Below are 13,422 nucleotides of genomic sequence, written 5' to 3'. Positions count from 1 at the left end.
TTAAGGTCTTGTTGTTGTGTCGCATCGCATTTTGTAGCTGATGCAACTTCAACGGCGACGCCGAAGCGCCTTCGGACTGAGCGATAAAGGCGAAAAGCCCCAATCGACTGCGTTGATAGTAGTGCCTGCCGGGACAATCCTATCGATCTCGTTCATGATGTCGTCCGCCAGAACCACATCTATTCCTCTCAGCGCACTCTCGAGGTGAGCAAGGCCATCGGGGCCTAGAATCACCGAGCTAACTGCGGGATGGTTGAGCGCGAACGCCAGCGCCAGCTCAGGCAGGGAAATCCCTGCCTCTTCTGCGAGAGTCGCTAGTTGATCAGCCGCCTCTAGCTTTAGCTGGTTTTCGGGGATCGCTGTATCGTAGAGACTGGCAAAGATCGGGATCTTGGAGCGTAATGGACGCGGCGGCTCAGCGCCAACTCTATAGGCACCAGAAAGCCAACCTCCACAGAGCGGGCTCCAGACGAGCACTCCGATGCGGTACTTCTGGCAAGTTGCGAGTTCTGCCCGTTCGACCCCTCGAGCAAGGAGGTTATAACAAATTTGCTCGCTGGCGAACCGGCCGAGGTTGCGCCGCTGAGACACCCACTGGGCTTCCACAATATCGGGCGCGCTTGTCGATGAAGAACCGAAATAACGAATTTTGCCCTGCTTTACGAGATCGGTCAGCGCCTCCAACGTCTCCTCCAGATCACAGTCCGGCGCGGGGCGATGAAGATGATAGATGTCGATCCAGTCAGTCTGCAGCCTTCTTAGGCTTGCCTCGACCGCCTGTATGATCCATCGCCGCGAGGCGCCTGCTCGATTGACTTCCGGGCCCGAAGGGCTGCCAAATTTGGTGGACACGATAACATCGTCGCGGCGGCCTTTGAGAGCCGCGCCGACAATTTCTTCTGCCTCTCCGTTTGAGTAGACATCATTGGTGTCAATCAGATTGACGCCAACATCAAGGCTCTTATGGATCACCTTTTGCGCTTCTGTATGGTCCGGATTGCCCGAAGCGCCGAAGTTGGCCGTTCCCAGGCTCATTACGCTCACTTTTAGGCCCGTTCCTCCTAGGTGCCGATATTGCACGACGTGCTCTCCTCCCGATTATATAGTTCCGCCTCCCCGGAGGCTCCTCCAGCTTGGCTGATGGTCAATAGGATTGGAGTACCAATCTACTGCCGGCTATTTTCCCCTTTGCGCAAAACGCTAAAGCCAGGATCCATTCCGAAGAGTGCCCGCGTGAATGGCTGCGACGCGAAATCGAACACCAAACCGTCACGATGTACGGCCGCATGTACGTCTCTTACGATCCTCTGAAGAGGATCTTTGAGCGATAGCGCTCGCGCCCCCGCCATTCCAAACATACGGTCGGCTGCATTCACCGCCAGCTTCGCGGCGTATGCCCGGTCACGGGCATAACGCGCCAACGTGACGGTGGTGAACGTCTCGCCCCGCTCCCCTTTGTTCTGCGCGTCCTGAAAGTCCAGATGGAGGAGAGCCTTTGCTGCGTCGATTTCCGCACAAGATTCAGCGATCTTATTTTGCACCACCGCAGAATCCGCGGAACGGGGTCCTCCGGAGGTCCCGCGCATTCTCTCGACGATCTCGTCTACCGCCCCCTGAGCCATGCCGATTGTCGGAGCCACGAGGTCCCAAACGACCAAGGCATATTTCGGGACGGTGTATCTGCGCTGCGAGTGATATGGCATAGGCGGGCGCTGCGCCGGATGGTCTACGTGATAAAGTTCTCCCCCGCCAAACTGGGTTCGATAATCGGGCACGAATACCTCGTCAACGACGATGTCCTTGCTGCCGGTACCTTCAAGTCCGGACACAGCCCATGTTCCATCAATCACTTTGAAGGCCGATCGCGGCAAGATCGCATCCATCTTGCCTTCAGGCCCGTCTACGATAGCAAACACCCACTGAGCGTGGTCACATCCACTGACGAAACGCCAATGGCCCGAAACGTGAAAGCCGCCTTGGACTCTTCTATAATCAGACTTTACACTGAAGCTGGCGGACGAGGTGATGATATCGGGACCGTCAGCAAAAAGCTCTTCCTGAGCGTTGGGGCCGAAATAAGCCAGCCAGTATGTATGCGCGCCCCAAAGGGAGTAACACCATGCAGTCGAGCCACACGCTCTAGCCAGCTCCATCGCCACCTTGTGATGTGTGTCGAATTCAACGTCGAATCCGCCGAAACGGGATGGAACTCCAATCCTGTTTAACTGGGCGGCTAGAATATCCTGTACAGTCTCATCCAGAACTTTCCCGGCCTCGGCGGTCTTGGAGGCACGCGCCTTCAAGATAGGAACCAACGCCTGTGCGCGCCGCAGCAGCTCTGCAGAATCAACAGCCGTGCAGCTATTGGTGATAGTGGCCGTTTGATGTGTCACTCCGCCGTTCCTTTCGTTTCTTCGAGTGCAGCGCGCGAGCACGACTCGCCTGCGAGGTCGCCTGAATCTGCCTGGCTGAGTAGCTGAGCAAGGGGCCAAAACGGAATAAAATTCCGTCAGACGAAATCTGACCACTATTGCGCTTACTTGTCAAGTGAATCTCGCCGTAATCCGCTATCTCAACAACCGCCAATCATCTCAGGAGTTCTGGAATCACATGCCGCCAGCGGGAGCATCGGTGTCTTACCGGTATTGGTGATGACTGGTTGTCAGGCCCTGTGAAAGGTCAGTTGACGACATACGGAAGTGTTTTGGTACCAAAACCATCAGGAGCCGTGGAGCCCCACAGGTCCATAAGATCCTGCTTATCGTTGTCGGACCAGATACCAGGTTCTCTGAAGTCATCGACATCGATATGCTCCATCGAAGTTGAGACCTCAACGATGCACCCGAGCGGATCTCTGTAGTAAGAAAAGATATTGTTCCCCGCCCCGTGGCGGCCTGGGCCCCAAAGCAAGCGCCTGCCTTTTGCGGCGAGTGTGTCTGCCAGGTCCGCTATGTCAATCACCGATCTCGCGGCAAAACCGTAGTGATGCAGCCCAGACCCGATACCTGCGGCAAGTAGGTGATGGTAACCATCCGCCCCCCGATACCACGCGTTCGAGAAATTCTCGGTCCGGTCAGAGAGCCGCAGACCCAGCATCCTTGTGACCAGATCATGGAAGCCCTGCGGATCATTCGTCCTGGTAGTGCAGTGATCAAGCCGCGCAATCCTGCACGGATTGTAGCGGTGGAGCTGCCCGTTTATTCGGGCGACGGGAGTATGCACTTCGAATACGGGCCCAAAACCGGTTCTAAAGGTGACGGATCTCTCGACTCCAGGAACCGTAGAGTCGTCGCGAACGACTTCAAGGTCTTCGGACCTCAGTCGCTGCATTATTTCGTCGACGGCAGCGGCGTCAGTTGCTTCTAAGCCGATCGAAACGACGCCGGTTTCTTTCGCCGTCACATAATTTATCTCGCATTCCCGCGCGTTACTGGAGAGTTGCACTGTATTGTCTCCGCAGGCCCGCCGTCGCAATCCAATCGTTTGTTGCAGATCGTTCGCGACCGTGTCGATATCTGATGAGGAGAAGGTGAGGATACCAATTTGCCGAATTAGACTCGTCATTGATCACTCCATTGTAGCCGCTATGGGTCATTGCGTCTGGTGATATCTCTCGCGGTCACGCGTCCTCGGCGCTAGGATTTGCTGCTCGCTGAGTGAAGCATTTGGGCTTAAGTACGGTCGCGCGATCCCATCTGTGGCGTCAGCCTTTGTTCGGGCCGCTTCCATCGAATGGTTGAGGTGACCAGATATTTCGCACAAACTCATCTGGACGCCAGTTCTTTGGCCGCTGTGGGCGATCAGCATGCCATGGACGAGGTTCAAAATACCCGAGTTCCTCGTCTTTCATCTGGTCCATTTCGGCATAAAGCTCGACTGGGAAGCCATCTGGGGAAAAGTGGTAACTTGCGCAATTATGACCGGCTGAATGGCGGGCAGGCCCCCATTCGAGAGGGTAGCCAGTTATCGTGAGATGGTCAGCCGCTCGGACAAGCTCCGAGAAATCCTTTACCTCAAATGCGATGTGATCAAGCCTTGACGGTCCAGAGAAAAAGTTGACCGTATGGTGATCAGGACTGCACCGTAGAAAGACCGCCAAGCCTTCTGCCCAGTCGGACTTCCTAAATCCTAAGGCATTGACATAGAATTCCGCTAGATCCTCAATATTTGGTACCTGACAGGCGACATGACCAAGCTTCAGGGGACTTATAGGGCGATAATGCGGAATCTCAGGAAGGAATGCGGAAGAATTGAAAAGCTCGATCTCGGTTCCTTCTGGATCATGGAAGGCGACAACCCGCCCGACGGAGGAGGCGCGACCCTCTCTAATCTCAGCTTTGATACCAAGCGCCTTAAGCTCCCGCTTTGCATATTCCAGGCTTACCGCTGGCGCGATCTCAAATGCGAGCCCGAGCAAGCCGGCCGTATCGCCTGGCTCCAGAACGATCGATTCCAGGCCACAAGATGTGGCGAGGACGACCTTTCTCTCGGTCCGTTGTGAAACGGATAGCCCGAGGATCTCCTTGAAATATTCTGCCTGCTCTTGCATGCGAGGTGTACTGAAGCTGGCGTAACCAAGTCGCCGAGATTTAATCATTTTGATTTCCTCCCCGATAATCCTTGTCGCTAATTCACGCCAATTGCGCGTCGGGCCTTTTTGTTGGCGGCGCTGGGATCAGCAAGTCCCCGACAGAACTTTGCAGGATTGTGATGCAGTATCTTAAGCTTCTCCTCGTCTGAGAGGAAGGCAAGCTTGGGATGTTCGGCAAACATTGGAACAAGGTCGTCCACCGTTCGCTCCGTGCCTGCACGTCTTAATCCGCCAGTTCCGGGCGACTCGCTTCCAAAGCACATTTGGGCCGGGGTGCGCTGATGCACGGCCGCCGCAAGAAAATCGAGATCGTGCGCACAGGTGTCGAAAAAGAGGTTTTCTGATAAATCCCGCTCGGGCTTGGGATTAACCAGCGGCGATTGCTGAACGAAACGGTCAAGCGCGCCACCACAGTGGCAGATGAGAACACGCAGGCGGGGGAACCGCTCGAAGACGTCGCTGTGCCGCAACGCCATCAACGAATAGTATTGCTCCCACACAAAGGCCATTTGCGAGTCGATCGGAATGGTTTCGAACCGCTGATCCAGCGAGCCGGAGCCATGCACGATAATCGGCAGGTCATGCTCCTGGCAGTAGTCGTAGAGCGGATCCCAATAGCGGTGATTGAGCAGTGGAGTGTCGCGTCGTCCAGTGGGATCTGGGAACACATAGGTGGCGGCGAAGGCATATTCCTTTACGCAACGCTCAAGTTCGGGAAGCATGTGGGACGCGTCATTTTCAGTCGATAGCTGCGGGAGTTGGCAAGCTCCTACAAAACGATCAGGTCGCGCCTGACAGAAACGAAAAATCAAATCGTTGATGAAGATCGTCCATTCCTTAAAGAGCGCCGACGGGAGCCAACCGTGAAACTCGACCGGATGTGGGCCAAGAATTTGGGCGTCGATGTTGCGCGCTTCCAAATAGCGCGCATGCTGGTCTGCGAGTTTGCGGATGTCTTCATTGGAAGACTGCGGCACCATGTCTCGCTTCTTCATCGTCAGGAACGGCGCTACTGGATCGTCCGCCAGTCCTGAGAGCGGACTGGGAATGGCCGTGTTGCTCCCGAGAAGAAGTGCCAGATAGCTGGATGCAGGGACTACGGCGCGCATGTGGCCATGCACGTCGAGAACCTTGTGTTGAGAATACATTTGCTTCACTCCTCCTCGCTGGCGCCATGCCTGAAGTGGCGCCTACACTTTCATTCAACTCGCACTGAACATCTTCCCGCGGCCGGTTTAAGCCATATTCCTCGCCGCACATTCCAACAGACGGAACATCATTTCATTTCCATTAGCATGCATTTCCAGGCTGGACAATACCTTCACGGACAAAGGACGTCCTATGTGGATGGAAAAGGATCAATCAAGGGATACAATTGGTCGTTGGCCGATCGCACAGCGCGGCGATTAGGGTGAGACGAAACTCACTTTGATTTCCGCTACGCACGATTGCATTCAAGGCCGCCACAGGTTCGGCATCCTGCAGGACACGCGCATTGTCCTTCCGCTCGTCACATATTCCGGCAGGCGGAAACAATTTGCCCTTTGATGGCGGTTATACTAACTGTGGCATAACGAGTTACCATCGACAGGAAAAAGAACAAGTGGTTACGCCAATCTCCGTGCCCAAAGTACGAGCAGTCGAAAGAGCTGCCAGGATTGTTACAACTCTCGCCGAACATCCCTATCCGATGGGGATCCTTGAACTGGCCGAACGTGTACAGCTCTCGCCTGGGAGTACTCATCGGCTTATGGCGACGCTGGTAGGCCTCGGCTGGATTGAACAGAATTCTCGGACCTCGAAGTATCGGTTGGGTACGCGAATGCTCGGCATCGGAACCACAGCTTTGCTTACAAATCCCGCGGTGCTCGAAGGGACCGCCTTTCTTGCTCGACTTGTCGAGGCTACGGGTCATGATGCTCAACTGAGCACTCTGGTAGGCATGCGCGTCGTTTCTCTTGCCCATGTTGCTGGCCCGAAAACCCTAAGGCCAGAGCTGAAGTTCGAGCCGGGGCTAGCCCAACCGGCACATGCCAGTGCTGACGGCAAATTGCTCCTTTCTTTTTTAGACGAATCGGAGCGCAGATATCTCTATGAGGTCGAAGGGCTCCCGACCTACACCTCGAAGACTATTACGGATATCGTCGAACTCGAGAAAGAGATGGGACAGATTCAGGCGCAAGGCTACGCAGTCGACAATGGTGAGCGTTTTGAAGACACCCGTGGCATCGCGGCGCCGGTGCTTGGTACGGATCAGCAGCCGATTCTGGCCGTTCTTTGCATAGGCGACCTAGATCTCTCGAACGGAAACCAGCAAGCGCTTTCTCGCTACGTAACGTCGCTGGCGCGGGAATTAGCCGATAGGCTCCTAAAGTTCGGAGACTCAGGACCCACCGGCAGACCACGCAAGTAGGTCGAATTTCGAATGCGCCGCCACTGAAAAAGCGGGGCCTGTACCCTGGGCCTCTTACGTTTCAGAGAAGTCAAAGTCTCGTCGCCTGCTCTTCATTAATAACATGGTTGATCACAAATCGGGCCGCGTTTGCCGCCGGCACGCCGGCGACTACGGCTGCCTGAAGGACGACCTCTTGAATAGTGTTTGCGGAAATTCCGGCGCGAAGCGCCGCTCGAACGTGGATTGCCAGGCCATCGGTGTGCTTTAGGCAGGTCAGCATAGCAATATTCAAAAGTCGGCGTGTGGAGATATCGAGGCCCGGGCGACTCCAAACCTCTCCCCAGTAGACTTTCGTCATAAACTCTTCGAACGGTTCTCTGGGCAGGTTTCCACCCTGAGAAACGACATACTCCTCTCCAAGAACGGCCCGCCGCACGGTGTTTCCCCGCTCCATTGTTTCACCGATCAGGTGACGGAGCAACAGATCATTGAAGGACGCCGGCTGCTCGAGGTTCGGCAGGTGCGAACCGTCCGCCAAAGCGGTTAAGGCCGCTCCCTTAATCGCCAGCGTCGTTTCAGTACAAGATTGTATGGAGATCACCGAATCAAGCGCGCCGGCAATGACAAGTGTAGGAGCCTTGATTTCAGGGAGTTCCTGGCGGAGGTCAGCCTCGGCTAGAAGTTCACAGCAAAGAGCATACGCCTCTGCATCGATCTGAGTGAAGTTTTTATGTAAACTGTCGATGAGTACGGTGTTCTCGGCGGAAAACCGCGGGGTAAACCAGCGCCCAGCAAGCTCCTGCTTCGTCGGCCGTGTCCCGTCGCGACGCACGTTGCCGGCTCTTTCGTTCCATAAATCGGCCGGCCCGATGACAGGGGCGGTGCAGCACAGAACAAGGCGCGTGACACGTTCAGGATAGCGCGCGGCGATCCACATTGCGACCATCCCGCCCATTGATGATCCGACCAGCGAAAAGGTGTGACCGCCGATACTGTCAACGACTTCCAGCACACGCCTCCCCAGGGTTTCGGCCGTATACGGACCTGGTGTCAGGCCCTCTCCTCCATGTCCGGGATGCTCGACGCGCAATACTCTGAACCATCCGGTGAGCGCCATCATCTGCGGCTCCCACATCTCTTTCGAAATCCCAAGCGAGGGGAGCAGTACGAGGAGCGGTGCGGCATCAGGCCCGCGCAGGTCGTATGCCACGGGGTGTCGACAGGAATCGATAAGAACTACAGGGGCCATGATAGGTTCATCCTTGTTGATGGCGCATGACGGCAACATTTGCGAGCCGGCCGAAAACTTCCTCTTCTGATTCGCGCTGAGGTGACGCGGCGCTGGTTGGACTTCCCAGCTTCAAAAGCGAAGCCTCCCGCCCTTTCTCATTCAAAGGGATTAAGCGATCCCGCGAAAAGGGACAGAGGCGGATGCGCATCCGGATCGGTCATCACGTCCAGTAACCATGGACTGTCATCATTGAAGGCTTCGGTAAGCCGCAAAACGAGTTCGTCTACGTCTCCGACCCGGGCTGCTCGGCAGCCGCAGGCTTGAGCGATGGCAGCATGATCGACGGGAGCGAAATGGCACGCCGTTGTGAAGGTCCCAAATTTTACCGATTCCGCATCCTTTTGGTAACCAAGCACACCGTTGTTCAAAACAATGACACAGACCGGTATCTGCATCCGCGCCATTGTTTCCAGTTCGGCCCATGAATGGGCAAATCCACCGTCACCGACGATGGCGATGACCCGCTCATCCGGTCGCGCCAGTTTGGCACCCATGGCCAGCGGCAGGCCCCAGCCAAGTCCAGCGAGCCCGCGCGGCGTAATGTAACGCGTTCCCACGGCGGACGATCGCAACTGCCCCGCTACCCACATTGATGAATAACTGGCGTCCGCGGCGACGATGCTTCGTTCGGTCAGCAGCTTCTGCAACTCCGCCATAACCCGCTCCGGTCGGATCGACGAGGCATTTTGCGACAATGTAGGCTCGAGGTCCCGCGCATACGCCGCCCAGGCGGCCGCGATCTGGTTTTCAAGCGCGTAACGTCCGGCACGGCGACGGGAGAGCTTAGACGTCTGCAGGGCGGCGGCAAGAGCGTTCAATGTGCTGGCGGCATCTCCCACCAGTCGCACGGCTTCATAATTTCGTCCAATCTCGTTGGGATCGATATCGATATGCAACACTCGGGCCGAAGGCGGGATCAGCCGCCACGTGTCCGTACCGTTCTGGTTAGTGCGCGTCCCGACCAAGAGGACCACATCCGCCCGCTCGAGGATCGGTCGCGTGTGCCGTCCCACTGACCTTGGTCCGTTCAACGCCCCGAGTACACCGCATGAAAGCGGATGATGCTCATCGACGGCTCCCTTACCCATATTCGTTGTAAAAACCGGCAAATGGGCCAACTCTTGAAGTTGGGCCAGGGCCGTAGCGCCGCCGGCGGAATGAACCCCTCCGCCAGCGAGGACGACGGGATGGGCTGCCTCAGCGATCAATCGGGCCGCATGCTGAACCTGCGCGGCGCCGGGCTGGATCGTGTCCAACGGCCAATTGCCCAATGTGTCAGCGCGCTCATAGAGCTGTTCGCGGGCAGGTTCGCGTAACAAGTCCCCCGGAAGCAGCAGTACCGCAGGTCCCGGACGACCGCTTGCGGCCGCGACAAACGCTTGGTCGATGTAGTCTTCTACCCGATCATTGGTTATGATGCGTCTCGTCCACTTGGCGCAGCCCGAAAACACCGCGAAATGATCGAGCTCTTGGAACGCGTTGCGGTCCATGTATGGACGCTCTACTTCCTGCACCAGAGCGACAATTGGAACAGATGCTTTGAGCGCCTCCGCTAGTGGGGCGACTAGCAATGTGGCAGCCGGTCCGTTCTGGGCACATACAACAGGAACCTGACCGGAAATGCGGCCATACCCGTCGGCCATCGCCCCGCCCATATTCTCTTGCCGATACGCGATTTGACGGATTCCCAGCGTTTCACAGGCTAGAACCACAGCGGAGGGGAGACTCTGCGCGAAGATCATTTTCACGCCATGACGCCTGAGCGATAGCGCAATCCGTTCAGCTACGGTCATTGTTTCATCCATCACCGCCATAAGACCCTCCCACGGTCAAAGTTTCAATCCGCCTCTTGAAATATGTTTCCATATAGCGGAATATTTCTAGGGCTCGTCAAGCGCGAATATTCAGTGGGAGGGACTTTCAGTGATTTGGACAACACCGACGATGTGAGCACCCAACGTCTTCACATCTTCATAGCGATCGGGCATCCGAAGCGTTCAACCCCGGGAGAGCGGCCTCTCGAAGTGCTATGGGATCTAGACGCGAAAGGTATCGAAAGTACGCCTGAACCATGGCGACAACGCCAGACACGACGAAGGAAGATGTGGTCATCGCGCACGTCGGGGCGGCAATTCTAGGGAGAGCCCTCCACGGGGACCTCTAAGCACGCGCCAGCAATCGGCAAAGCCAAGGCCGTACTGATGACACGGCAGCAAGGACCGCAGGCAGCTTTTTTCTCCGCCGAGGTCTGCTGGGACATAACCATAACGCATATTCAGGACGAACCAATGATTCTCGAGAACAATAGCTTCGATGTGGCAATCGTGGGGTACGGGCCGGTCGGGGCCACGATGGCAAATTTGCTTGGTAAAGCAGGTCTCTCCGTTCTTGTACTAGAGCGGGAAGCGGGCTCAAACTCTCTGCCAAGGGCAGTAAGTTTCGACCTCGAGATCATGCGGGTATTCCGTTCGCTCGGACTGGCAGACGCCATCGAAACAATCGCCCGGCCATCGACCCAGGGCACTCACTTCATCAACGCGCAAGGAGAAACTTTGCTCAAGCGGCGTGGGTCCAACTGGCTGTTTCATCAACCCCATCTGGAAGCCGAGCTGCGCCATGGTGTTGATCGCTACAGTACAATTACGGTGTTGCAGCAGCACGAAGTGATTGCCATTGAGCCTGAAGGCGCTTATGCCTTGCTGAGAGCCAAAGATCTTATTGGCGACAAGGAACAAGAATTCCGAGCACGATTTGTCGTCGGATGCGATGGTGCCCGCTCCTTCGTCCGCAGACAAATAGGCTCCGCAATGGAAGACCTTGGATCTCATCAGCCTTGGCTAGTGGTTGACCTGCTTATGGACTTGAACTCGTCCAAAGCACGAAATCTCCCGGAGTATTCCATACAGTGGTGCGACCCTCAGCGGCCAATGACCTTTTTTTGGGTTGGAGATAACCGACGTCGCTGGGAAATCATGCTTATGCCGACAGACGATCCGGAACGGATGACCGATCCATCGGTATTCTGGCCATTACTTTCCCGGTGGATTGGCCCCAACGACGCCAACATTGAACGCTCGGCTGTGTACACATTTCATTCTCTGATCGCCGAAGGTTGGCGACACGGCGCGCTGCTGCTGGCCGGCGATAGTTGTCATCAGACGCCCCCTTTCCTTGGCCAAGGGCTTTGCGCGGGCATCCGCGATGCCGTTAATTTGGCATGGAAACTCGATGCGGTCATCAGGGGGGGCGCCGATCCCGGGATTTTAGACACGTATGAATGCGAAAGGCGTCCGCATGCTAGGACGTTCATCGAGCTTGCCGTCCATCTTGGAAGTATCATCCAAACCACCGACAAACAGGCAGCTACCGAGCGCGATCACCGTCTTGCGATCGATGCCGACAACGTTTTTGAGTATCCTAGGCCACAGTTAGGTCAGGGAATTTGGGACCAAGGGCCGGCACCAAATGGGCGGTTATTTCCCGAGACGCGCCTTAGAGATGGACGTTTTTTGGAAGAACGGATCGGAGGGCGCTTTGCCGTCCTCGGGGACGCAAGTCAACTAGAGTTAGTCGATCCAAGCATTAGAGGCATCTGGGAGGATCTTAGCGCGATAATGATAGATGATCTTAGCGCCGAGCTCATCGCGACCCTTGCGGATTGGAACGTGAAGGCTGTCATTCTCCGGCCCGATGGCTATGTATTCGGGGTGGCGGATGATAGCGCGGGCTTATCCAAGCTCACGTTGCAGCTTGCTCGACAGCTTCAAATCCCGTTGTCTGATGACACATTCCAAGACGCCTAAGGTAAGCCAACCACGCCCGCGCTGATTTTTTTGATGTGCCGACGCGACGCGGTGTCAGTCCGTCGCGGACCGTTGAGCGTAGCAGCAGGCGGTAGTGCCTCGGCCGCGGTGCCGGCTCAAGGATGCATGCGCTGCATCGATGATACCGAGAGACAAAATGCGAGGATCTCGTGACTGTCAATGATGCCATCAAACAACGACCGATGAGTGCAGCTCAATAAGGCATTGTTGGGCTTTGCCTTGTCTTGGCAAAATAGACGGCTACGAAGTCGTCGTCATGCCTTTTGAATGTCTTCGATTGCGACGGTTTGGAGCCTTCCGAACTATGAGGTGGGATACTTTTTGAGCGCCAGTGTTTTTGGAAAGGCAATGGGCGCGCTGATCATCTCGCCCATTGCGGATCGCATTGGGCGCCGCAAGCACGTTCTGCTGTGCCTTGCCGCAATTACCATCGCGATGGTTCTTTCGGCATTGGCACAGTCGTTGGCTCAGCTTCTCATGGCGAGGGGTTTCGCTGGGGTGTTCATTGGTGAGCTAGTGTCGAGCTTCAATAGCATGGTTTCTGAATATTCATCCGAGAAACGCAGAGAAACCGTATTTGGTATCTCCGGGATGGATTTCCTCTTGATTCATCGCTGGCTGGTTTTGCAATCGCGCCGTTGACAGATGCGTTCGACTGGCGCGCACCTTTCTATTTCGGAGCCGGGCTTTCCGGCTTATCTCTCCTCGCTGCGTATTGCGCTTTGCCGAAATCGGTGGAATTATCCTCCATAAACGGCCAAAGCATGCTCTCGCAACCTACAATCGGATCGCGAGGTTGATCGGTCACTCCGAAGCATGGTACTGCCAGAAGTGACAGGTGAACAAAGGAAGCATCGGGGTCTGGGTGGTGTTCTTGAGCGCGATCTGATCTGGCGAACGATGTTTTTGTGGCTGGGCTACGCATCATTTACTTCGGCCTTCTATTGTGCCGACACCTGGTATGCCAAAATAGTGACGGACGCTTCCGGCGATCCCCAGCTTGCCATTGTCGTCGGCATGCTGATCGCATCTGGCCGTGTGCCCGGTGCACTCATTTTTGCCGTACTGGCCACAAAAATCAAACCACGAATTGCAACTGTTCTGATCGTGGGCTCGAGAGGATTAGCCTAGCTTACCATCTTTATGCGGCCAACGTCGCAATGAAAGCTTTGCGAAGAGGCTGGCGCTCTTTGTCGGCATTTGCACGAACGGCGGTATTGCCGCATACTTTGCGATCACCCCAGCGATCTATCCGACTGTTGCGCGGTACGGGCGTCGGTTTAGTGATTGGCTTTGGCCGCAGCGTCGCAATTGTGACGGG

Annotated in this window: 11 protein-coding genes; 4 read left to right on the top strand and 7 right to left on the bottom strand. The window is 55.9% G+C overall.

From position 1 onward, the window contains the following. Nucleotides 1-48: 48 nt before the first annotated feature. The 5 genes from G6L01_RS23230 to G6L01_RS23210 form a co-directional block, all read right to left on the bottom strand. Nucleotides 49-1,035 (bottom strand): aldo/keto reductase, encoded by a 987-nt coding sequence (locus G6L01_RS23230; RefSeq protein WP_081356558.1) that lies wholly within the window; start codon nt 1,033-1,035, stop codon nt 49-51. Nucleotides 1,036-1,166: 131 nt separating this feature from the next. Continuing rightward, nucleotides 1,167-2,393: an acyl-CoA dehydrogenase family protein gene (locus tag G6L01_RS23225; RefSeq protein ID WP_071205840.1), complete on the bottom strand. Its 1,227-nt coding sequence runs from the start codon at nt 2,391-2,393 to the stop codon at nt 1,167-1,169. Between the two features lie 286 nt (nt 2,394-2,679). Next, entirely contained in the window at nt 2,680-3,564 is an 885-nt protein-coding gene (locus tag G6L01_RS23220; RefSeq protein ID WP_071205838.1) for a VOC family protein, read from the bottom strand. Nucleotides 3,565-3,703: 139 nt separating this feature from the next. Then, the gene (locus G6L01_RS23215; protein ID WP_071205836.1) at nt 3,704-4,597 is read right to left on the bottom strand and encodes a VOC family protein; all 894 of its coding nucleotides are present in this window, start codon (nt 4,595-4,597) and stop codon (nt 3,704-3,706) included. 29 nt (nt 4,598-4,626) lie between these two features. Further along, a complete protein-coding gene (locus tag G6L01_RS23210; protein WP_071205834.1) occupies nt 4,627-5,739 on the bottom strand; it encodes an amidohydrolase family protein in 1,113 nt (370 codons plus the stop codon). 347 nt (nt 5,740-6,086) lie between these two features. Here G6L01_RS23210 and G6L01_RS23205 point away from each other — a divergent pair, with 347 nt between their 5' ends. Then, nucleotides 6,087-7,004, top strand: coding sequence for an IclR family transcriptional regulator (locus G6L01_RS23205; protein ID WP_081356559.1), 918 nt, complete (start codon nt 6,087-6,089; stop codon nt 7,002-7,004). 70 nt (nt 7,005-7,074) lie between these two features. Here the strand turns inward: G6L01_RS23205 and pcaDC are convergent, their stop codons facing one another. After that, a complete protein-coding gene (pcaDC, locus tag G6L01_RS23200; protein ID WP_071205924.1) occupies nt 7,075-8,235 on the bottom strand; it encodes a bifunctional 3-oxoadipate enol-lactonase/4-carboxymuconolactone decarboxylase PcaDC in 1,161 nt (386 codons plus the stop codon). A gap of 137 nt (nt 8,236-8,372) precedes the next feature. After that, nucleotides 8,373-10,091, bottom strand: a complete 1,719-nt coding sequence (locus G6L01_RS23195) for an acetolactate synthase catalytic subunit (RefSeq protein WP_071205830.1) — start codon at nt 10,089-10,091, stop codon at nt 8,373-8,375. Between the two features lie 387 nt (nt 10,092-10,478). On the opposite strand from G6L01_RS23195, the gene mhpA reads away from it, so the two are divergent. From mhpA to G6L01_RS23180, 3 genes are all read left to right on the top strand, one after another. Further along, on the top strand, nt 10,479-12,080 hold the full coding sequence (mhpA, locus tag G6L01_RS23190) for a bifunctional 3-(3-hydroxy-phenyl)propionate/3-hydroxycinnamic acid hydroxylase MhpA (RefSeq protein ID WP_234892422.1): 1,602 nt from the start codon (nt 10,479-10,481) through the stop codon (nt 12,078-12,080). A 369-nt stretch (nt 12,081-12,449) separates the two neighbouring features. Continuing rightward, nucleotides 12,450-12,743: an MFS transporter gene (locus G6L01_RS23185; protein WP_234892423.1), complete on the top strand. Its 294-nt coding sequence runs from the start codon at nt 12,450-12,452 to the stop codon at nt 12,741-12,743. A 174-nt stretch (nt 12,744-12,917) separates the two neighbouring features. Then, nucleotides 12,918-13,232, top strand: a complete 315-nt coding sequence (locus G6L01_RS23180; protein ID WP_071205826.1) for a hypothetical protein — start codon at nt 12,918-12,920, stop codon at nt 13,230-13,232. Nucleotides 13,233-13,422: the final 190 nt, after the last annotated feature.

Source organism: Agrobacterium vitis (assembly GCF_013337045.2).
GTDB classification, from domain to species: domain Bacteria; phylum Pseudomonadota; class Alphaproteobacteria; order Rhizobiales; family Rhizobiaceae; genus Allorhizobium; species Allorhizobium vitis_B.
The sequence above is the reverse complement of the archived record's forward strand: the minus strand, read 5'-3'. Positions and strand labels throughout refer to the sequence as shown.